Source organism: Geodermatophilus sp. FMUSA9-8 (assembly GCF_037034165.1).
In the GTDB taxonomy this organism is placed as follows: Bacteria; Actinomycetota; Actinomycetes; order Mycobacteriales; family Geodermatophilaceae; genus Geodermatophilus; species Geodermatophilus nigrescens.
This window is the reverse complement of the sequence record NZ_JBAGKE010000010.1, coordinates 63,380-83,952: the sequence shown is the minus strand read 5'-3', so window position 1 is coordinate 83,952 and position 20,573 is coordinate 63,380. Positions and strand designations below refer to the sequence as shown.

The window sequence follows — 20,573 nt, the reverse complement described above, 5'->3', positions numbered from 1 at the left end:
TCATCCGTACGTGTCGCGGGGCCCCCGCCCGCGGACCGACCGCGGGCCCTTCTTCCAGCTGGGGGCCGTCGGTCCGACAACGCGCAGCCGCGTCACGACGTCCCCGCCCACCGACGCGCGCAGCTTGGCGAGGATCGTCGGCGCCAGCAGGCGCAGCTGGGTGGCCCAGGCGGTGGACTCCGCGACGACGAGGAGCTCGCCCTCGGTGAGCGTCTCCGGCCGGCAGTGCGAGGCGATGTCGGCGCCGACGATCGCCGACCAGCGGCCGAACACGGCCCCGACGCGGGTCTGCTCCGACCAGTCCTGGGTGCTCACCAGGGAGTCGACCAGCCGGCCCAGAGGCTGCGGGTCGTCGTCGCCGGGGCGGGGGCCGGTCCAGCGACGGCGCGGGCCGGCCACCCGGCGGCGGGTGGGCGCGGGCCGGGCGGCGGAGGCCGCGCGGGCCGCCTCCAGCGCGGCGCGGGCGATGTCGCTGGGCCGGGCCGGCCGGTCCTCGCTCACGGGGGCCCTCCCTCGTCGTCGGCCGTGTTCTCGACCGTCAGGATCGCGTGTCCGCCGCCGACCTCCACGCGGGCGCCCCGGAGCTCGGGCGGGACGTCGTCGAGGACGGCGGCGGTGATCAGCGTCTGCTCGGCCGAGCGGGCGACGTCGGCCAGCGCGGCCCGCCGCCCGGCGTCGAGGGTGGCGAAGACGTCGTCGAGGACGAGCACGGGCTCCTCGCCGTCGGCCCGCAGCAGCGCGAAGCAGCCGAGCTTGAGCGCCAGGGCCAGCGACCAGGACTCCCCGTGGCTGGCGAAGCCCTTGGCCGGCGCGGGGCCCAGGTGCAGCACCAGGTCGTCGCGGTGCGGGCCGACCAGCGTCATCCCGCGGTCGACCTCGTCGCGCCGCCGCTCGGCGATCCGCTCGCGCAGCGCCGCCGACAGCTCGCCCGCCGTCGGCGTCGCAGCGCCCTCGGCCAGCGGCGCGCCCTCGCCGGCGAGCGGCACGGTGCTCGCGTAGCCCAGCCCGGCGACGGCGGCGCCCGCGCCGGCGACCGTCGCGTAGGCCCGCGCCACGTGCGGCGCGAGGTCGGCCACCAGCGCCAGCCGGGCGGCCAGCAGCTGCCCGCCGAGGTCGACGAGGTGGGCGTCCCAGACGTCGAGGGTGGCCAGCGCGTCCCCGCGGGCCATCCTCGCGGTCTTGAGCAGGGCGTTGCGCTGCTTGAGCACCCGCTCGTAGTCGCTGCGCACGCCGGCCAGCCGCGGGGTGCGGCTGACCAGCAGGTCGTCGAGGAACCGGCGCCGCTCGGCCGGGTCGCCGCGGACCAGCGCGAGGTCCTCCGGGGCGAACAGCACGCTCTTCACCAGGCCGAGCAGCTCCCGCGGCCGGGCCAGCGGGGAGCGGTTGACCCGCACCCGGTTGGCCCGGCCGGGGTTGATCTCCACCTCGACGAGAAGCTCGCGGTCCTCCCGGCGCAGCGCCGCCCGGACCACCGCCTGCGGGGCGCCGTGCCGCACCAGGGGCGCGTCACCGGAGACCCGGTGGCTGCCCATGGTCGCGAGGTAGCCGACCGCCTCGACGAGGTTGGTCTTGCCCTCGCCGTTGCGGCCGACGAACACCGTCGGCCCCGGCCGCAGCGCCAGGTCGACCCTGTCCCAGCTGCGGAACCCGACGAGCTGGAGGTGCCGGACGTACACGTCAGCACCCGGCCGGTGGTGAGGTGCTGGAACGGCCCCCCTGCAGGGCCCCGCCGCGAGCCTGCGAGGGGTGGGGGGCAGGGGGGTCCTCCATCACGCGGGGCGCTCGACCTCCTGCGCCTGGATCGCCTGGACGGCGTGCCCGCCGAACTGGTTGCGCAGCGCGGCGACCGCCTTCATGGTCGGCGAGTCCTCCTGGCGCGAGGAGAAGCGGGCGAACAGCGACGCCGCGATGGTCGGCATGGGGACGGCGTTGTCGATCGCCTCCATGACCGTCCAGCGGCCCTCGCCGGAGTCCTCGGCGTAGCCCCGGATGCGGTCGAGGCCCGGGTCCTCCTGCAGCGCGCGGACCAGCAGGTCCAGCAGCCACGAGCGGATGACGGTGCCCTGGGTCCAGGAGGCGACGACGCCCGGGACGTCCTCGATCAGGTCGACGGCGGCCAGCAGCTCGTAGCCCTCGCCGTAGGCCTGCATCAGCGCGTACTCGATGCCGTTGTGGACCATCTTCGCGTAGTGGCCGGCCCCGACCGGGCCGGCGTGCACGAAGCCGGCGCCCGGGATGGCCTCGCCCGACTCGTCGGTGGGCGCGGGCGGCTTGAGCGCGTCGAAGACCGGCTGCACCTTCGCGACGTCGTCGGCCGAGCCGCCGACCATGAGCGCGTAGCCGTTCTCCAGGCCCCACACGCCGCCGGAGACGCCGGCGTCGACGTAGCCGATGCCCTTCTCGCCGAGCATCTCGGCGTGCACCTTGTCGTCGGTGAACTTGGAGTTGCCGCCGTCGACGACGACGTCGCCGGGCTCGAGCAGCTCACCGAGCTCGCGCACCGTCTGCCGGGTCGGCTCCCCGGCGGGGACCATCACCCACACCACGCGCGGTGCCGAGAGCGCGCCGACGAGCCCCTCGAGGCTGTCGACGTCCCGCTTGCCGGGCGCCCGGTCGTACCCCACGACCTCGTGGCCGGCGCGGCGCACCCGCTCGGCCATGTTGCCGCCCATCTTGCCCAGCCCGATCAGCCCCAGCTGCACGGTTCTTCCTCTCGTCGCACACCGTCGTCGTCATGCGGGCGCACGCGCCGGTGCGGGTGCCCGCGGGGTGCGGTGCCCGGGCGCACGGCCCGGGACACCTCCGTGGAGGGCCCGATCGGGCCCCGTCCTGCGGTCTGGGATCAGCCGGGGAGACGCACCGGCATGATCAGGTACCGGTAGCTGCCGGGCCGCTCGGCCGGGCGCGAGGCGCCGTCGTCGTCGGTGGCCGGGTCCTCGACGCCGGAGAGCACCGCGGGCTTGAGCGGGCTGGTGAAGTCCATCCGCGCGCGGCCCGTGTGCACCGCGGCGAGCCCGTCGAGCAGGAACGTCGGGTTGAAGCCGATCGTCAGCGGGTCGCCGTCGAAGTCGACGTCGCAGCGCTCCTCGGCCTGCCCCTCGTCGTCGCTGCCGCCGGCGCGCAGGGTGACCTGGCCGGGGGTGAACTCGCAGCGCAGGGGCGTGCCCCGCTCGGCCACCAGGGCCACGCGCTTGGCGGCGTCGGTGAACTGCGCGACCGGGAGCGTGGCGTTGGCCGCGGACTCGCTCGGCATGATCGCGCGGTACTTGACGAACTCGGCGTCGAGCAGCCGGGTGGTGGTCTGCCGGTCCTTGCCCGACAGGCCCAGGATGCCCTCGCCCGAGCCGCCGGAGGACAGCGAGACGGTGATCTCCGGGCCGCTGGTGAGCGTGCGGGCGGCGTCGGCGAGCGTGCGCGCCGGGACCAGCACCGCGGCCGAGGTGCCCGGGGTGTCCGGCCGCCAGGCGAACTCGCGCACCGCGAGCCGGTAGCGGTCGGTGGCCGCCAGGGTCACCCGGTCGTCGTCGATCTCCAGGCGGACGCCGGTGAGCATGGGGAGGGTGTCGTCACGGCCGGCGGCGACGGCGACCTGGCCGACCGCCTCGGCGAAGACGTCGCTGTCGACCACGCCGGCCGACGAGGGCATCGACGGCAGGGACGGGTAGTCCTCGACCGGCAGCGTCGGCAGGCTGAACCGCGCGTTGCCGCAGGTGATGGCCAGCCGCGGGCCCTCGGCGCGGATGTCGACCGGCTGCGGGGGCAGCGCGCGGGTGATCTCGGCGAGCAGTCGGCCCGGCACCAGCACGCGGCCGGCCTCGGCGGCCTGCACGTCGACCTCCGCGCGGGCGGAGACCTCGTAGTCGAAGCCGGACACCGACAGCTGGCTGCCGTCGACCTCGAGCAGGATGCCGGCGAGCACCGGCACCGAGGGCCGCGGCGGGAGGCTGCGCGCCGTCCACGCGACGGCATCGGCGAGCACCTCGCGTGTCACCCGGAACTCCATGACCGACCCACCCCAGCTCTGCACGGTCCACTGCTGTCTCTGCGCACTGCTCCCCGGCGTCCGTGCTCACCGGGGTGGTGCTGTCCGTCCTGCGCGGTTCATCGTGCCCGTCGGTGCACGGCCGGGGGAACCCGGGACCCGATCAGGTGTGCCGTCGCCGCCGTGATGCCGCCCGGGTCGCTGTCCTGTTCCTGCTCCTGTCGTCGCCCTCGTCCTCGTCCCGTCGTCGCTCCTCCCTGCTCCTCGTCGCTGCTCGTCATTGCTCCTGGAGGCCCCCGGGCCGGGGCTTCCCCACCCCTACTGGGGTTCAAGGAAATCTCGATCTCTATCCCTCATCTCCGTCATCACCGGTGTGGAAGCTGGGGATCGAGGCCCTTCGCGCAGGTCAGCGCCCGAGTCGACATGTTGGCCCGCTGTGGGGAACCGGCGTGCTCCTGTTGTCGACACGTGGACATCTCGACGGCCGTGCACAACGACCCCCGCGGATCCACGATCTGTCCCCGGTCCACCCCCTGCCCGTCCCCAGTCCGTGCCCAGGCCGTGTCCCGGCCCGCCGGCGGCGGCCGCGCCGCGACCGCCGCGGGGTGGGGACGGAGGCCCCCGGACGGGACGAAGGCGCAGGTCAAGACGGGAGCGAGGGGCTCCGTACACACACTGGGGAGTTCCCTGGGGACGGCACCCCGTGCCGGGCCGCTCGCGACGGCGGGGTCACACGCCGATCACGATCTCCCCAGGGTGTGCACATCCCTGGGGACAACTCGGCGCGATGTCGACAGCCGGGAGGCCGGTCACCGCCCGTCAGCCGCGGGACGACGGGAGCCGGAGGGGGCCGCCCGGACCCCCGGTCCCCGTCCTCCGGCTGTGGACATCCCGGCGCGGGATCCCTCCGTGCCGGCGGGACGGCGCGGGCCGGGCGCCGGCTACTGGCGGGCGCGGCTCTTGATGCGGGCGGTCAGCTCGGTCACCTGGGTGTAGGTGGCCCGGCGCTCGCTCATCAGGTTGGTGATCTTCTTGACCGCGTGCATGACCGTGGTGTGGTCCTTGCCGCCGAAGGACGCGCCGATCCGCGGCAGGGACAGCTCGGTGAGCTCCCGGCACAGGTACATGGCGATCTGGCGGGCGTTGACCAGCGTGCGGCTGCGGTTGGCGCCCTGCAGCTCCTCCATCGTCACGGAGAAGTACTCCGCGGTCGCCGCCATGATGATCGCCGCGGTGATCTGCGGGCCCTGCTCGTCGCTGATCAGGTCCTTGAGCACCAGCTCGGCCAGCGGCAGGTCGACCTGCTGCTTGTTGAGGCTGGCGAAGGCGGTGACCCGGATCAGCGCGCCCTCGAGCTCGCGGATGTTGGTCTGCACCTTGCTGGCGATGAACTCCAGCACCGGATCGGGCACCTGCAGGCGCTCGCCGTAGGCCTTCTTGCGCAGGATCGCGATGCGGGTCTCGAGGTCGGGCGCCTGGACGTCGGTGATCAGGCCCCACTCGAAGCGGGTCCGCAGCCGGTCCTCCAGCGTCGTCAGCTTCTTCGGCGCCCGGTCGGAGGTGATGACGATCTGCTTGCTCGCGTTGTGGAGCGTGTTGAAGGTGTGGAAGAACTCCTCCTGCGTCCGCTCGGCGCGCTCCAGGAACTGGATGTCGTCGATGAGCAGGAAGTCGATGTCGCGGTAGCGACGGCGGAAGTCCTCGGCCCGGCCGGAGTGCACCAGGTTGATGAACTCGTTCGTGAACTCCTCGGTGCTGACGTAGCGCACCCGCACGTTGGGGAACATCCGCGCCGCGTAGTGGCCGATCGCGTGCAGCAGGTGCGTCTTCCCCAGCCCGGAGTCGCCGTAGACGAACAGCGGGTTGTAGGCCCGCGCCGGGGCCTCGGCGACGGCGACCGCCGCGGCGTGCGCGAACCGGTTGCTGTTGCCGATGACGAAACTGTCGAAGACGTACTTGGGGTTCAGGCCCGGGTCCAGGCCCGCCGGGGGACGGCGGTCGCCGAACAGCGGCACCGCGCCGCCCCCGGACCGCGCCGGGCCCCGGTCGCGCCGGCCCTCGGGCTCGTCGGCGGGCGGGGCGTCGTCGCCGAGGTCGAAGGGCAGCACCTCGGCGCCCTCCCCCGGCCGGACGCCGCGCCGGCGACCGCGGCCGCGCACCGCGGGGCTCCAGTCGGTGCCGCCCCACTCCCCCGCGCCGTCGGCGGACGGCTCGGCCGCACGGGGGTCGGCCGGCCGTGCCGTCTCGTAGCGGGCGGCGTCGGCGTAGCGGTCGTCGCCACGGCGGTCGTCCGCACGGCGCTCGTCGGCGCGACGATCCTCGGCGCGGCGGTCGTCGGGGTACCGGCCGTCGCCGAAGCGCTCGTCGGGGTACCGGACGTCCTCCCGCCCGCGCGGCAGCTCGGCCCGGGCGCCGTCGAAGGGGCGGTCGTCGAAGGGGCGGTCGTCGAAGGCGGGGCGGTCGTCGTAGCCGGGACGGTCGTCGTAGCCGGGGGCGCCGTCGAGGGGCGCGCGCTCCAGCGGGCGGGCGTCGCTGCGGACACCGAAGGCGCTGCGGCCGTCGTCGGCCCGCTCCCGGTCCTCGTCGGTCGGCTCGGGGACCGGCGGCGTCCACGGCCGGCGGGTCGGGGCCTCGGGCTCGGCAGCGCCGGCGGGGGCGTCCTCCAGCTGGATGGCGACGCCGATGTCGCGGCCGAGCTGCTCGGACAGCGCCTCGGCCAGCACGCGGCGCATGCGGGACTCGAGGACGGTCTGGGTGAACTCGTTGGGGGCGGCCAGCACGGCGGTGCCCCCGACGAGGCCCACCGGCCGGGTCAGGTTGAGCATCGCGTTCTGCTGACGGGTCAGGCTCGTGGCCAGCCGCTCGCGGACCGAGTCCCAGACCTCCGCCAGGTCCTCCGTGGCATCGGCCATGACCGTGTCCTCCCCAAGCTGGTGCTGTCCCCGTGGTCCGACCGTCCCGCGCGTCCCGGGTCCCCGGTGCCGCGGCGCCCGGGTGTGGACGTCCGGACACACGGGATCCACACGAGTGTCCACAGGCTGTGCACGACCGGCGACACGGCGCCTTGTCGACTCGCCGCTGGCGGGTCGGTCCCGGCGTCGTCGCTGATCGGGAGGGAGGTCGTGATACGGCTCGAGGCGGACGGCGGTCAGGGCGACCGGGTGGTCGGCCCCCGTGCCGGGCAGGTCACCCGGACCGGAGCGACGGCGACGCTAACAGCCCCGTCCACAGCCGGGCAACGACGTCCGGGTGCCCCGGTGGCCGCCGACGTGCGTGTCGTTCGGCGTGTCGTCCCCTCCCGGTCGGCGCGTCGCCACCAACCGTCCGCCCCGGGGGTGCAGCCTGAGCGGTCACACCGGGCCCGGTCCCCGGCCGGGTCCCGTGCCGGGCGCCCGGCCGGAGGGGCCGTCACCGGTCCTGGCCGTCCTCCCCGCCGCCCTGGTTATGATGGGCGGAGTCCGTGTACCCGTCGGGGTGCCCGGAGACCAGCCTCCGGGGTCGCGCGGAGCGGCCAGTGCCGTCCCGCCCCGTACCCCGCAGCGTGCCTGCCCACCGGCGGGTCCGCACCACCGACGTCCTGCCGTAGGAGTTCCCCGTGAGCAAGCGCACCTTCCAGCCGAACAACCGCCGGCGGTCCAAGACCCACGGCTTCCGGCTGCGGATGCGCACCCGCGCGGGCCGCGCGATCCTCGCCGGCCGCCGCCGCAAGGGTCGCGAGAAGCTCTCCGCCTGAGGTGCTGCCCGCGCAGGCCCGCCTGCGCCGGCGTCCGGAGTTCACCGCGGTCGTCCGGTCCGGCCGGCGGGCCGGTCGGCCGACCATGGTGCTCCACTACCTCCCCGTCCGACCCCCGGCCAGTGCGGCCGGGGGTCCTGACGTGTCCGGGGACGGTCCGGCCGCACCGGCCGGCCCCCGGGCCGGCTTCGTCGTGGGCAGGGCGGTGGGCAACTCCGTGGTCCGTCACCGCGTGACCCGGCGCCTGCGCGCGGCGGTCCGCGAGGAGCTGTCCCGCCTGCCCGACACCGCCGACCTCGTCGTCCGCGCGCGGCCCGAGGCCGGCACCGCCGACTCGGCGGCGCTGCGCCGCGACCTCGCCGCGGGCCTCGACCGGCTGCTGCGCGAGCGGACGCGGTCGTGATCGGCGGAGCGGGGCCCGGACCCCGTGGTCGCGGCCCGGTCGCCCGCGCACTGCTCGCGGCGATCGGCTTCTACTCCCGGGCGATCAGCCCGGCCCTGCCGCCCCGCTGCCGCTTCGCACCCACCTGCAGCGCCTACGCCGCCGAGGCGGTCGCCGTCCACGGCGCCGCCCGCGGGTCGTGGCTGGCGCTGCGGCGGCTGCTGAAGTGCGCACCCTGGCACCCCGGTGGCTTCGACCCGGTCCCGGCGCCCCGCGCCGGGCGGGCGACCGCCGGAACCGGCGGCGACGGCCGCACGTCGATGACAGCGACGCCCGCGGGACCGGTTCCCGCCGCGCCCGCCGCCGACGGCGCCCGTCGCCCCGCCCCCGAGACCCCGCCGGCTGACCGCCGGACCCCGCAGCAGGAGGCTGGCGTTGCTTGACTGGCTGTACACCGCGATCGCCTTCGTCATGAAGACGTGGCACTCGGTGTTCTCGACGTTCCTCGACCCGGCCGCCGGCATCACCTGGGCGCTGTCGATCGTGTTCCTCGTCGTCACCGTGCGCCTGATCCTGTTCCCGCTGTTCGTCAAGCAGGTCAAGAGCCAGCGGGCGATGCAGGAGATCCAGCCGGAGATCCAGAAGCTGCGCAAGCAGTACGGCGCCGACCGCCAGGGCTTCAGCCAGGCGATGATGGCGCTGCAGAAGGAGCGCGGGGTCAACCCGCTGGCCGGCTGCCTGCCGATCCTGCCGCAGATCCCGGTCTTCCTGTCGCTGTTCCACGTCCTGCGCCGGCTGCGTCCGGGCGCCGACGGCCTCTACAGCTGGTCCGACGAACTCACCGACCAGGCGGCGCGGGCCGAGCTGTTCGGCGCGCCGATCTCCTCGTCGTTCAACATGACGGGGCAGAAGGCCACCGACATCCTCGCCCTGCCCGGTGTCTCCCAGGGCGGCATCCGCACCGTCGCACTGATCCTCATGGTGATCATGTGCGTCACCACGTACATCACGCAGAAGCAGATCATGGCGCGCTCCGGCCCGGTCGAGGGCCAGGCCGCGATGGTGCAGAAGCTGCTGCTCTACGGCATGCCGATCAGCCTCTTCGTCACGGGCTTCTTCTTCCCGATCGGCGTCCTGCTCTACTGGATGACCAACAACCTGTGGACGCTGGGCCAGCAGTTCTTCATCCTGCGCAAGCTGCCCCCGCCCGGTTCCCCCGCCGCGCTCGCCAAGGCCGCCGCCGACAAGCCGGCGATCGACCCGAAGACGCTCGCCCCCAAGCCCGGCGCCAAGCCGGTCCGTCCCGGCAGGAGCGGCCGCCCCGCCACCCCCGGCGTCGCCCTGACCAAGGACGGCGACGGCACCGACGGCGCCACGGGCGCGGCCACCGGCGGCGCGACGGCCGGTGGCACGCCCGCCGTGAGCCCGGCGGACGGCACGACCGCGAACGGCACGCCCGCGAACGGCACCGGCGCCGGGGGCGCGACCGCGTCGGGCAGGTCGGGCAACGGCTCCGGCGGCTCCGGCGGCGCGTCGGCCAACGGCGTCGGCAGGGGCAACCGCCCCGGCCGCCCGCCGCACGGCCGCGCGGCCGGCACCGGCGGGAAGAAGAAGCGCCGCTGACCCCTGCGTCCCGCGGACGCACCCGCCGGCCCCGAGCCGCCGTCCCCGCGACGGCGCCGGCCGGCTCCTGACCCCCGGGTACGCCCGGCTGCCCGCACCGACTGGAGGTCCCTCCGTGAGCGTTCCGCACCAGCCCGCCGGCGACACCGCCACGACCGCCGAGGTCACCGCCGGCGCCGTCCTGAGCCCGGCCACCGGCCCGGTCACCGACGTCGAGCTCCCCGACACCGACGAGACCGGCGCCGACGCCGCGCTCGAGCCGGCCGTCGAGGGCGTGGCCCCCCGCGGCACCGACCTGCTCGTCCGCGAGGGCGACGTGGCCGGCGACTACCTCGAGCGGCTGCTCGACATCCTCGACGTCGACGGCGACATCGACCTCGACGTGGAGGGCGACCGCGCCTCGGTGGCCATCGTCGGCGGCGAGCTCGACGACCTCGTCGGCTCCGACGGCGCGGTGCTCGAGGCGCTGCAGGAGCTCACCCGCCTCGCCGTCGCCCAGGCCACCGGCGTCCGCAGCCGGCTCATGCTCGACGTCGGCGGCTACCGCGCGAAGCGGCGCGCCGACCTCACCTCCATGGCCGCCGACACGGCCGCGCGGGTGGCCGGCAGCGGGCAGCCCGAGCGGCTGTCGCCGATGAACCCCTTCGAGCGCAAGGTCGTCCACGACGTCATCGCCGGCGTGGCCGGCGTCCGCAGCGAGTCCGAGGGCGAGGAGCCCGCCCGCCGCGTCGTGGTCCTGCCGGAGCGGTGAGCGGCCCCTCCGAGCAGGCGGCCGGCGCCCCGTCCGCCCCACCGGCCCCGCCCGTCGCGCGCGACGTCTTCGGGGCGGCGCTGCCCGACGCCGAGCGCTACGTCGCCCGGCTGGCCTCCGACGGCGTCACCCGCGGCCTGATCGGGCCGCGGGAGGTGCCGCGGCTGTGGGAGCGGCACGTCCTCAACAGCGCCGCGGTGGCCGAGGCCGTCCCCGACGGCGCCCGGGTGGTCGACGTCGGCAGCGGGGCAGGCCTGCCCGGCATCCCGCTGGCGCTGGCCCGGCCCGACCTCTCGCTCGCCCTCGTCGAGCCGATGGCGCGGCGGGTGGAGTTCCTCGAGGAGGTCGTCGCCGAGCTCGGCACCGGCTGGCGGGTGGTCCGCGGCCGCGCCGAGGAGCGCTCGGTGGTCACCGCGGTGGGGCCGGTCGACGTCGTCACCGCCCGCGCGGTCGCGGCGCTCCCCCGGCTGGTCGGCTGGTGCCGGGGCCTGCTGCGCCCCGGCGCCCGGCTGGTGGCCCTGGTCGGCGCCCGCGCGGTCGAGGAGCTGCCGGCGATGCTCCCGCAGCTGACCGCCGCCGGGATGCGCGACATCCACGCGCGGGCTGTCGGTGCCGGGCTCGGGGACGCTGCCACTACCGTGGTGGTCATGACGCGCGGCATGCGGTGACCGCTCGGCTACGCCGCGTTCCACGTGGAACGCACAGAGCAACCCGTACCCGTTCCACGTGAAACGGGACGGCAGGGAGGACCCCCGATGACCGACCCGGGCCAGCGGCTGCGGAGCAGCCTCGCGGCCGACTCGTCGGCCAGTTCCGGCGGCGCGGAGTTCGACAGCCCCATCGCGATGGAGGCGATGCGGGCCACCCGCGTGCTGCACGCCGCCGACCAGGAGCCGTTCCCGCCGCCGGGCCGCATCCGGGTCATCACGGTCGCCAACCAGAAGGGTGGCGTCGGCAAGACCACCTCGACGGTCAACCTCGGCGTCGCGCTGGCGCTGTTCGGCCTGCGGGCGCTGGTCATCGACCTCGACCCGCAGGGCAACACCAGCACGGCGCTCGGCGTCGAGCACACCGTCGGGACGCCGTCGATCTACGACGCGCTCGTCGGCGACAGCTCGCTGGCCGACGTCGTGCACCCCACGACGGCGAGCCCGCTGCTGCGCTGCGTCCCCGCGACGATCGACCTGGCGGGCGCGGAGATCGAGCTCGTGTCCGTCGTCGCCCGCGAGTACCGCCTGCGCCGGGCCATCGAGGGCTACATCCAGGGCCTGCCGGAGGACCAGCGGCCGCACTACGTCCTCATCGACTGCCCGCCGTCGCTCGGCCTGCTGACGCTGAACGCGCTCGTGGCCGGCGACGAGGTGCTCATCCCCATCCAGTGCGAGTACTACGCGCTGGAGGGCCTCGGCCAGCTGCTCAACAACATCGAGCTGGTGCGGGCGCACCTCAACCCGGGGATCGCCGTCCGCACCATCCTGCTGACGATGTACGACGCCCGGACCAAGCTCGCCGACCAGGTCGCGGAGGAGGTCCGCAGCCACTTCGGCGACCTGGTGCTGACGACGGTCATCCCGCGCAACGTCCGGGTGTCCGAGGCGCCGGGCTACGGGCAGTCGGTGCTCACCTACGACCCGGGCTCGCGCGGGTCGACCAGCTACGTCGAGGCCGCCCGCGAGCTCGCCGAGCGCGGCGTGCACCTGCAGCCGGAGCGCGACCCCCGGCCGATGGGCCCGCCGCCTCCCCCGCCGGCCCCGGCCACCGCGCCGATGCCGGCCATCCGGCCGTCCTCGGGCCCGCCGTCGGGCGCGCTCACGCGCGCCTTCCCCGAGTCCGACGCCGGCGTCCTGCCCGTCCCCACCTCCGAGGAGACCCGATGAGCAAGCGTGGCGGCCTGGGCCGGGGCCTGGCGGCGCTCATCCCCACCGCTCCCCCGGTCGAGCAGCCGACGCTGCCCCAGACCGAGACCGCGCCCGCCCCCGAGGCGGGTGGGGCCCCGGAGACGGGTGGGACGACGGCGGGCTCCCCGGTCACCCTCCTGCCCCCCGCCGCGCAGGCCGCGGCGACCGTCGCCGCCCAGGCCGAGGCGGCCGTCGGGGTGCCCGGCGCGCAACTGCGCGAGGTGGCCGTCACCGACGTCGTCCCCAACCCCCGCCAGCCCCGCCAGGTCTTCGACGACGAGGCGCTGGAGGAGCTCACCTACTCGGTGCGCGAGTTCGGCCTGCTGCAGCCGATCGTCGTCCGCGAGCGCGGCAGCGACTCCGGCGGCGGCTACGAGCTCATCATGGGCGAGCGGCGGCTGCGGGCCGCCCGCGCCGCGGAGCTCGAGACGGTGCCGGCGATCGTCCGTGACACCGAGGACGACGCGCTGCTGCGCGACGCCCTGCTGGAGAACATCCACCGGGTCCAGCTCAACCCGCTCGAGGAGGCCGCGGCCTACCAGCAGCTGCTGGAGGAGTTCGGCGCCACCCACGAGGAGCTGGCCCAGCGCATCGGCCGCAGCCGCTCGCAGGTCACGAACACCATCCGGCTGCTCAAGCTGCCGGTGAAGGTGCAGACCCGGGTGGCCGCCGGCGTCATCTCGGCCGGCCACGCGCGGGCGCTGCTCGGGCTGGGCGACGCCGAGGCGCAGGAGGCGCTCGCCGGCCGGATCGTCGCCGAGGGGCTGTCGGTGCGGGCGACGGAGGAGGCGGTCGCCCTCGCCGCCGCCGAGCAGCCGACCTCGCGCCGGCGCGCCCGCCGGATCAGCGCGCCCGGCGTCGAGGACCTCGCAGGCCGGCTGTCCGACGTCTTCGAGACCAAGGTCAAGATCCAGATCGGCCGGGCGAAGGGGCGCATCGTCGTCGAGTTCGGCTCGGTCGACGACCTGCAGCGCATCATCGGCCAGATGGCGCCGGACATCACCGGCCGCCGCGAGGACGACGAGGACGCCTGAGACGACAGCGCCCGGGTTCCGTCACGGACGGAACCCGGGCGCTGTCGTTCCCGGTCTCAGGGGCGCTGGGCGCGGGCCCGGCGGGTGAGCAGCCGGGCCAGGACCTCGCCGAGGTCGTGCCCGGCGGCCTCGACGGCCATCGGGAACATCGACGTCTCGGTCAGGCCCGGGGAGACGTTCACCTCGAGGAAGTGGACCTCGCCGTCGGGCGAGACGATCGCGTCGGTGCGGGACAGGTCGGCCAGGCCCAGCGCCTCGTGCACCCGGACGGCGAGCTGCGCCGCGCGGGCCGCGACGTCGTCCGCGAGCCGGGCGGGCGCGTGGTACTCCGTGAGGCCGGGCGTGTACCGCGCGGTGTAGTCGAAGACGCCGGACTCCGGGGCGATCTCCACCGCCGGCAGCGCCTCGGGCCCCTCCCCCAGGTCGACGACCGACAGCGCCACCTCGACGCCGTCGACGAACCGCTCGACGAGCACCGTGTCGCCGTAGGCGAAGCAGCTGACCATGGCCGCGGGCAGGTCCTCCACCCGCGAGACCTTCTGGGCGCCGAGCGCGGAGCCGCCGGAGGCGGGCTTGACCATCAGCGGCAGCCCGAGGCGGGCGACGATCAGGTCGAGGACGGCGCCGGCGCCGAGCTCGCGGAACGTCGAGTGCGGCAGGGCCACCCAGTCCGGCGTCGTCACGCCGGCGGTGCGGACCACCGACTTGGCGGCGGGCTTGTCCCAGGCCAGGCGGCAGGCCGCGGCCGGGGAGCCGACGTAGGGGACGCCGGCCAGGTCGAGGACCGCGCGCAGGGCGCCGTCCTCGCCGGTGGCGCCGTGCAGGGCGACGAAGACCGCGTCGGCCGGTGCCGCGGCGAGGCCGGGAAGCAGCTCGGCGTCGGCGTCGCGCAGCTCGGCGTCGACGCCGACGCGCGCGAGCTCCTCGACCACCTGGGTGCCCGAGGACAGGCTGACCTCGCGCTCGAAGGTCAGGCCGCCGGCGAGGACGACGGCGCGCAGCGGCGTCTCCTCGGCCGGGCGCTCGGCCACGGGGGACGGGGCGGGCTCGGTCACGTGCTCAGTCCTCGATCCGGTCGCTGGTGGCGGGTCCGACGATGGTCTCCGCGGTGTGCGTGGGCCGACCGACCGCGCGGAAGGTGCCGGTGTCGACGGCGTCGAAGGTGGAGTGCAGGTCCAGCTCGGCCTCGATGACCCGGGCCAGGCGGCGCACGCCCTCGCGGATCTGGTCGGGCTCGGGGTAGCAGTAGGACAACCGCATGTACTCGCGGCCCGAGCCGTCGGCGTAGAAGCCGATGCCCGGCACGTAGGCGACGTGGGCGTTCACCGCGCGCGGCTGCATGAGCTTGCTGTCCAGGCCGTTCGGGAGCTTCAGCCACACGTAGAAGCCGCCGTCGGGGCGGGTCCAGGTGGTGCCGGGCGGCATGAGCGCGTCGAGGGACTCCAGGGTGGCGTCGCGCCGCTCCCGGTAGAGCTCGGTGAACAGCTTGATCTGCTCGCGCCACGGCTGGGTGTCGAGGTACCGGGCGACGGCGTACTGGGTCAGCGACGGCGGGCAGAGCACCTGCGCCTCGGTGGCCAGCACGAGCTTCTCGCGGACGGCGAGCGGCGCGAGCACCCAGCCCACGCGCAGGCCCGGCGAGAAGGTCTTGGAGAACGAGCCGAGGTAGATGACCCGCTGGGCGTCGCGGGCCCGCAGCGCGCGCATCGGCTCGCGGTCGAAGCCGAGCAGGCCGTAGGGGTTGTCCTCGATCACCAGCAGGTCGTAGCGGTCGGCGATGTCGACGATCGCCTGGCGCCGCGGCTCGGACAGCGTGACGCCGCCGGGGTTGTGGTAGTTGGGCACCGTGTAGAGGAACTTGACCCGGTCGCCATTGGCGCGGCACTCGATGAGCGCCTGCTCCAGCGCCTCCGGGATCAGCCCGTCGTCGTCCATGGGCACGTGCCGCACGCGGGCCTCGGCGGCCTGGAAGACGCCGAGCGCGCCGACGTAGGAGGGGCCCTCGGCGAGGATGACGTCGCCCGGGTCGCAGAAGACGCGGGTGACGAGGTCGAGGCCCTGCTGCGAGCCGACGGTCACCACGACCTCGCTGGGCGAGGCGTCGGTGATGCCCTCGAGCGCCATGACGTCGCAGATGCGCTCGCGCAGCCGCGGGTCGCCCTGGCCGGAGCCGTACTGCAGCGTCTGCGCGCCCATGCCGCTGACCAGCTCGCCGATCATCGAGCCGACGGCGTCGAGCGGGAGTGCGGTGACCGCGGGCATCCCGCCGGCCAGCGAGACCACCTCGGGCCGGCTGACGACGGAGAACAGCGCGCGGATCTCCGAGGTCTTCATGCCGTGGGTGCGGGCTGCGTACCGGTCGGCGAGGGGGTCCAGCCGCGGGTGACGCGGGATGACGTGCCCGTGCTGCTGCGGCGGGGTGCGGTGCGGCTGGCCGTGCGACGGCGGGGTGGAGGCCACGGACCGAGTGTAGGGACGGGCACCGGTCCGCCTCCCCGACACGGCGGGTGAGACGGACCCCTCACACCTGGGGCGACATGCGCCCCACCCTTCACACCTTCTGGGGCAGCACGAACGTGCCGGTGGGCGGGTCGGCCTCCGCCGGGAGGAAGAGCCGCTGGACGGCGGCGAGCACCGCCGAGGCGACCGTGCCGCGCAGCCGCGCGTCGAGCAGCAGCAGCCGGTCGACCGGGTGGGACAGGTAGCCGCAGTCGAGGCGGACGGCGGGCATGCGGGTCCAGCGCAGCAGGTCCCACGTCTTGGGGTGCCCGCCGAGGTCCAGCATGCCGGTGCGGGCGACCATCTCGCGGCGGGCCAGGTCGGCGAACCGCTCCCCCACCGTCGACGACGTGCCGGAGCCGGTGCCGTAGTAGTAGCTGGCCACCCCGCGGGCGTGCTCGGAGCCGTGGGCGTCCATGTGCAGGGAGATGAACAGGTCGGCGCGGGCGTCGTTGGCGAACGCCGTCCGCTGCTCCGCCGTCGGGTTCTGGTCGCGGCCGCGGGTGAGGTAGACGGTCGCGCCGGCGGCGGCCAGGCGCCCCTCGATCCGGCTGGCGAGGTCGAGCACCAGGTCCGCCTCGGTGGTCTCCCCGGCGGTGAAGCCGGTGTCGGCGCCACCGTGCCCCGGGTCGACGACGATCCGCCGGCCGATGAGGTGCGGCCCGCTGTCGACGAAGTTCGCGCTCTGCCGCAGCAGCTGGGGACGGCCGCCGGTGACCTTGCGGCCGAGCTGGCGGAGCGCGCGCAGCGTCCCGGGGCCGCAGGTGCCGTCGGCGGTCAGGCCGTAGTCGCGCTGGAACGCGCGCAGCCCGGTCTCGGTCTCGCGGCCGAAGATGCCGTCGGCGCGGCCGGCGTCGTAGCCGAGCTCGAGCAGCCGCTCCTGCAGGTTGGTGACGTCGTCGCCGCGCATCGGGCGCTCGGGGTCGTGGTGCAGCAGCCGGTCGCCCAGCGACCAGCGCGCCTCCGACAGCGCCCGGTAGGTCTCCTCGCCCACGCGGCCGTCGACCGAGAGCCCGCGCACCTGCTGGAAGTGCCGGACGGCGAGCTCGGTGGCGGGGTCGTACTCCTCGCCGACGCTCTCGCCGGCCGCGGCGTCGACCGCCAGCAGCCCGAGGCTGCGCAGCGCCGCCCGGACGTCGGCCACCACCGGTCCGGTGCTGCCCGGACCCAGCGGCTCCATGCTGCTCTCGCTACCCATCGTGCCCTCGATTGTCCCGTGCGCGACACCATCCGGCCCGCCGGGGGTGGCCCCGCGCGCGCCGCGGACGCCGAGGGCCCCGCCCGTCCGGTTGGACGAGCGGGGCCCTGGGGACCGTCTGGAACGGCTTCCCTGCAGGGGCCCGCCGCGAGCGTGCGAGCGGTGGGGGGCAGGGAGGTCCTTCGTCAGACCGCGCGCCGGCTCAGATGTAGTCGGCGAGGTCCGAGAGAATGGCGCCCTTCGGCTTGGCGCCGATGATGCTCTTCACCGGCTTGCCGCCCTGGAAGACGGTCATCGTCGGGATCGACATCACCTGGTAGTCGCGGGCGATCTGGGGGTTCTCGTCGATGTTGAGCTTGGCGATGGTCAGCTTCTCGCCGTGCTCGCGGGCGATCTCCTCCAGCACCGGGGCGACCATCTTGCACGGCCCGCACCACTCCGCCCAGAAGTCGACGAGCACGGGCTTGTCGCTGCCCAGCACGTCGCTCGCGAAGCTCGCGTCGGTCACCGTCACGGTGTTGCCTGCCATGGTCGTTCTCCCTCTGGTCGGTCGAGGTCCGGTGGGCCTCCGCGGTGGATAACCCGCGGAGGGGGTGCGGTATGCCCGCGGAGGACCGGCGCCCGCTGCGGGCGGGCGCCGGGGGGATCAGCGCTCGTCGAAGGTCTCGGCCAGCCAGCGCTCGGCGTCGATGGCCGCCGCCGCGCCGGTGCCGGCCGAGGTGATCGCCTGCCGGTAGACGTGGTCGACGACGTCGCCGCACGCGAACACGCCGTCGATGTTGGTGCGGGTGCTGGGGTGCTCCACCTGCACGTAGCCCTCGTCGTCGAGCTTGAGCTGGCCCGCGAACAGCTCGCTGCGCGGGTCGTGGCCGATGGCGACGAACAGGCCCGACACCGGGAGCTCCTCGGTGCTGCCGCTGGCGACGTCGGTGAGCTGCACGGCGGAGACGGTCTGCTCGCCGAGGACGTCGGTGACCTGCTTGCCGAGGGCCCAGCGGATCTTCTCGTTGTCCTGGGCGCGCTTCTGCATGATCTTCGAGGCGCGCAGCTCCTCGCGGCGGTGCACGACGGTCACGCTCTTGGCGAAGCGGGTGAGGAAGGTGGCCTCCTCCATCGCCGAGTCGCCGCCGCCGACGACCACGATGTCCTGGTCGCGGAAGAAGAACCCGTCGCAGGTGGCACAGGCCGACACGCCGCGGCCGAGCAGCCGCTGCTCGTTGTCCAGGCCCAGGTACCGGTACTTGGAGCCGGTGGCGACGATGACCGCGTGCGCCCGGTGCACCTCGTCGCCGACCTTCACGACCTTCGGCGTGGCGTTCAGGTCGACCTCGGTGACGTCGCGGGCGACCAGCTCGGCGCCGAAGCGCTCGGCCTGGGTGCGCATGTCGTCCATCAGCTGCGGGCCCTGGATGCCCTCGGCGAAGCCGGGGAAGTTCTCGACCTCGGTGGTCGTCATGAGGGCGCCGCCGAACTGAGAGCCCTCGAAGACCAGCGGGTGCAGGTTGGCCCGCGCGGCATAGATGGCCGCGGTGTACCCGGCAGGGCCCGACCCGATGATGATCAGGTCACGGACGCCGTCGTGCTCCGCCGGCGGGATGACCGGAGAGGTGATCTCGGTCGTCGTGGCGGGGCCGGGGGTGGGCTGGGGATCGGTCACGTGCGGCACAACGCGGCATCGTAGGGCGGGATTCCCGCCGGAGGGCCGCCGGCGGCCGCGTGGCGGCGCCCGGCGGTCAAGCCGTGGTCAGGCCGTGGTCAGGCCGTGGTCAGGCCGTGGTCAGCCGGCGGGGGTGACGGCGACCTCGGCGAGCGTGCCCGCGAAGCCGTCCTCGGCGGGCACCAGGCCGGTCACCCAGACCAGCACGTACTGCGTGGTCACCGGCTCCTCGAAGGCCAGCTCGGCGGTGCCGTCGACGGTGCCGGCGGCGGCGACCGCGAACGAGTCGAGCTCGCCGTCCGGGGCGTCGCCGGTGCGCACCTCGACGACGATGCCGGGGGTGCTGGTCGTGAGGGTCACACCGCCGACGGCCTGGGCCGAGCCGAGGTCGTAGACGACGCCGACGCCGGGCTTGAGGTTGCCGAAGTCGGCCGAGCCCCGGTAGTTCAGGGTGGACCAGGTGGTGGCCGGGTCGCCGTCGAAGGAGGCGGGGACCTCGTCGTCGTTCTCGGGCTCGCCGTCGCCGAAGGGGTCGAACACCGCGCCGCCGGCGAGGGTGACCGGGCCCGCCGCGGCGGAGGTGGGGGCGGCGCTGTCCTCGGCGGGCGCGCTGCTGGTCGGGGCCGGGGGCGTGGTCCCGGGCGAGTCGACCTCACCGGACACCGACAGCAGGTTGTTGCCCACCCACAGCGCCAGCAGCACGACGACGACCAGCGCGGCCAGCGGCAGGCCGATGACCAGCAGCCGGCGGGAGGTGCTCGAGCGCGGCTCGTCGTCCTCGTCGTCGTGGTCGTCGCCGGCCAGGACGTCGTCGTCCCAGACGTCGTCGCGACGGTCGTCCTCGAGCCAGGCGTCCTCGGACTCGGCGTGCTGGGGCTCGGCCTGCTGCGGCGCGGGGGCGGGCGGCACCGGGGGCAGCGTGCCGGGGACGAACCGGTGCGGCGCGCCGCCGACCGGGGCGACCGCCTGGGTGGCGTCGGGCCGGGCGCCGGACTGCTCGGCCTCCCGGTGCTCGCGCAGCCGGCGCAGCCAGCCGCTGTCGCTCTCGTCGCGGTCGCGGACGGGGACCGAGGAGTGCGAGCGGGGACGCTCGGCGAGCAGCGCGGCCATGGCGGCGGCGCTGGCCAGCCGCGCGCCCGGCTCGGTGGAGCGGGCGCGGCGGACCAGGGCGGCGAGGTCGGGCGCGGCGATGACCGGCGCGGGGCCGGGCCCCTCGGAGGTGCGGCCGGTGAGGCAGTACTCGAGCAGGGCGCCGAGCGCGGCGATGTCCTCCTGCACGCTGCCGGCGGCGGCCGGCACGGCGCGCAGGCCGACCAGCCCGTTGGGGCGCAGCACGACGGTCTCGGGGCCCAGGCCGCCCACGGCCAGGCCGACGCGGTGCGCCTCGGCGACGCCCTCGGCCAGCCGGCGCAGCACGGTGCGGGCCTGGCGCTCGTCCATCGGCCCGGACTCGAGCCGCTCGGCGAGGGTCTGGCCGTCGATCCACTCGTTGACGACGTAGGCGACGCCCGCCTCCCCGCCGGTGCCCTCCGAGGCGTCGTAGACCATCGCCAGGGCGGGGGTGGCCAGGCCGCCGGCGGTGAGCGCCCGCGCGATCCACGCCCGGGCGGACGGGCCGCCGGGGACGTGCACGCGGATGGCGACGTCGCGGTTGAGGATCCGGTCCTTGGCCCGCCAGCTGTGGATGACCCCGCTGTCGGTGCGCTCCTCGGGACCGATCTCGTCGAGCGGGCGGTAGCGGTCGGGGAGCCCGGTGATCGTCGACGTCACGGACGCTGCCGACCCCCTGTCTGCTCCCCGCCGGAGGCACGCCGCC

19 protein-coding genes are annotated in these 20,573 nt (G+C 75.2%); 8 read left to right on the top strand and 11 right to left on the bottom strand.

What is annotated here, in order from left to right; translation table 11 throughout:
• From WA616_RS19365 to dnaA, 5 genes are all read right to left on the bottom strand, one after another.
• Positions 1-501, bottom strand: a complete 501-nt coding sequence (locus WA616_RS19365) for a DUF721 domain-containing protein (protein ID WP_073422079.1) — start codon at positions 499-501, stop codon at positions 1-3.
• Positions 498-1,676, bottom strand: a complete 1,179-nt coding sequence (gene recF / locus WA616_RS19360; protein ID WP_336032472.1) for a DNA replication/repair protein RecF — start codon at positions 1,674-1,676, stop codon at positions 498-500. The genes WA616_RS19365 and recF overlap by 4 nt, the downstream gene beginning before the upstream one ends.
• Positions 1,677-1,769: 93 nt before the next feature.
• A complete protein-coding gene (gene gnd / locus WA616_RS19355) occupies positions 1,770-2,702 on the bottom strand; it encodes a phosphogluconate dehydrogenase (NAD(+)-dependent, decarboxylating) (protein WP_336032470.1) in 933 nt (310 codons plus the stop codon).
• A gap of 140 nt (positions 2,703-2,842) precedes the next feature.
• Positions 2,843-4,027 carry a DNA polymerase III subunit beta gene (gene dnaN, locus WA616_RS19350; protein WP_245794771.1) on the bottom strand — a complete coding sequence of 395 codons (1,185 nt, stop codon included), beginning with the start codon at positions 4,025-4,027 and terminating at the stop codon, positions 2,843-2,845.
• An 896-nt stretch (positions 4,028-4,923) separates the two neighbouring features.
• Entirely contained in the window at positions 4,924-6,894 is a 1,971-nt protein-coding gene (gene dnaA / locus WA616_RS19345) for a chromosomal replication initiator protein DnaA (RefSeq protein WP_336032467.1), read from the bottom strand.
• 683 nt (positions 6,895-7,577) lie between these two features.
• On the opposite strand from dnaA, the gene rpmH reads away from it, so the two are divergent.
• The 8 genes from rpmH to WA616_RS19305 all read left to right on the top strand — a co-directional run bounded on the left by rpmH (position 7,578) and on the right by WA616_RS19305 (position 13,403).
• Entirely contained in the window at positions 7,578-7,715 is a 138-nt protein-coding gene (rpmH, locus tag WA616_RS19340) for a 50S ribosomal protein L34 (protein WP_040338882.1), read from the top strand.
• Between the two features lies 1 nt (position 7,716).
• Positions 7,717-8,118, top strand: a complete 402-nt coding sequence (gene rnpA / locus WA616_RS19335) for a ribonuclease P protein component (RefSeq protein WP_336032464.1) — start codon at positions 7,717-7,719, stop codon at positions 8,116-8,118.
• Positions 8,115-8,540: a membrane protein insertion efficiency factor YidD gene (yidD, locus tag WA616_RS24555; RefSeq protein WP_442902013.1), complete on the top strand. Its 426-nt coding sequence runs from the start codon at positions 8,115-8,117 to the stop codon at positions 8,538-8,540. The genes rnpA and yidD overlap by 4 nt, the downstream gene beginning before the upstream one ends.
• The gene (gene yidC, locus WA616_RS19325) at positions 8,533-9,720 is read left to right on the top strand and encodes a membrane protein insertase YidC (protein ID WP_336032463.1); all 1,188 of its coding nucleotides are present in this window, start codon (positions 8,533-8,535) and stop codon (positions 9,718-9,720) included. Before yidD ends, yidC begins: the two co-directional genes overlap by 8 nt.
• A 115-nt stretch (positions 9,721-9,835) precedes the next feature.
• Positions 9,836-10,471 carry a Jag family protein gene (locus tag WA616_RS19320; RefSeq protein WP_336032462.1) on the top strand — a complete coding sequence of 212 codons (636 nt, stop codon included), beginning with the start codon at positions 9,836-9,838 and terminating at the stop codon, positions 10,469-10,471.
• Complete coding sequence (rsmG, locus tag WA616_RS19315; protein WP_336032461.1) at positions 10,468-11,139, top strand: 16S rRNA (guanine(527)-N(7))-methyltransferase RsmG; 672 nt, start codon at positions 10,468-10,470, stop codon at positions 11,137-11,139. Before WA616_RS19320 ends, rsmG begins: the two co-directional genes overlap by 4 nt.
• 87 nt (positions 11,140-11,226) lie before the next feature.
• Positions 11,227-12,348, top strand: coding sequence for a ParA family protein (locus WA616_RS19310; protein WP_336032458.1), 1,122 nt, complete (start codon positions 11,227-11,229; stop codon positions 12,346-12,348).
• Complete coding sequence (locus tag WA616_RS19305; RefSeq protein WP_336032455.1) at positions 12,345-13,403, top strand: ParB/RepB/Spo0J family partition protein; 1,059 nt, start codon at positions 12,345-12,347, stop codon at positions 13,401-13,403. The genes WA616_RS19310 and WA616_RS19305 overlap by 4 nt, the downstream gene beginning before the upstream one ends.
• 56 nt (positions 13,404-13,459) lie before the next feature.
• Here the strand turns inward: WA616_RS19305 and WA616_RS19300 are convergent, their stop codons facing one another.
• The 6 genes from WA616_RS19300 to WA616_RS19275 all read right to left on the bottom strand — a co-directional run bounded on the left by WA616_RS19300 (position 13,460) and on the right by WA616_RS19275 (position 20,527).
• The gene (locus tag WA616_RS19300; RefSeq protein ID WP_336032452.1) at positions 13,460-14,458 is read right to left on the bottom strand and encodes a D-alanine--D-alanine ligase family protein; all 999 of its coding nucleotides are present in this window, start codon (positions 14,456-14,458) and stop codon (positions 13,460-13,462) included.
• 4 nt (positions 14,459-14,462) lie between these two features.
• The gene (locus WA616_RS19295; protein WP_336032450.1) at positions 14,463-15,863 is read right to left on the bottom strand and encodes an aminotransferase-like domain-containing protein; all 1,401 of its coding nucleotides are present in this window, start codon (positions 15,861-15,863) and stop codon (positions 14,463-14,465) included.
• A gap of 91 nt (positions 15,864-15,954) precedes the next feature.
• Positions 15,955-17,082: an N-acetylmuramoyl-L-alanine amidase gene (locus WA616_RS19290; protein WP_336032447.1), complete on the bottom strand. Its 1,128-nt coding sequence runs from the start codon at positions 17,080-17,082 to the stop codon at positions 15,955-15,957.
• A gap of 220 nt (positions 17,083-17,302) precedes the next feature.
• A complete protein-coding gene (gene trxA, locus WA616_RS19285; protein ID WP_073422065.1) occupies positions 17,303-17,629 on the bottom strand; it encodes a thioredoxin in 327 nt (108 codons plus the stop codon).
• A 117-nt stretch (positions 17,630-17,746) separates the two neighbouring features.
• Positions 17,747-18,757 carry a thioredoxin-disulfide reductase gene (gene trxB, locus WA616_RS19280; RefSeq protein ID WP_073422234.1) on the bottom strand — a complete coding sequence of 337 codons (1,011 nt, stop codon included), beginning with the start codon at positions 18,755-18,757 and terminating at the stop codon, positions 17,747-17,749.
• Positions 18,758-18,877: 120 nt separating this feature from the next.
• On the bottom strand, positions 18,878-20,527 hold the full coding sequence (locus WA616_RS19275; protein ID WP_336032445.1) for a protein kinase family protein: 1,650 nt from the start codon (positions 20,525-20,527) through the stop codon (positions 18,878-18,880).
• Positions 20,528-20,573 lie beyond the last annotated feature (46 nt).

Bases quoted from the DNA above. Each gene is read 5' to 3' on its own strand.
- dnaA (WP_336032467.1), bottom strand. From the start codon at position 6,894: ATGGCCGATGCCACGGAGGACCTGGCGGAGGTCTGGGACTCGGTCCGC.
- WA616_RS19310 (WP_336032458.1), top strand. From the start codon at position 11,227: ATGACCGACCCGGGCCAGCGGCTGCGGAGCAGCCTCGCGGCCGACTCG.
- WA616_RS19305 (WP_336032455.1), top strand. From the start codon at position 12,345: ATGAGCAAGCGTGGCGGCCTGGGCCGGGGCCTGGCGGCGCTCATCCCC.
- WA616_RS19290 (WP_336032447.1), bottom strand. From the start codon at position 17,082: ATGGAGCCGCTGGGTCCGGGCAGCACCGGACCGGTGGTGGCCGACGTC.
- trxA (WP_073422065.1), bottom strand. From the start codon at position 17,629: ATGGCAGGCAACACCGTGACGGTGACCGACGCGAGCTTCGCGAGCGAC.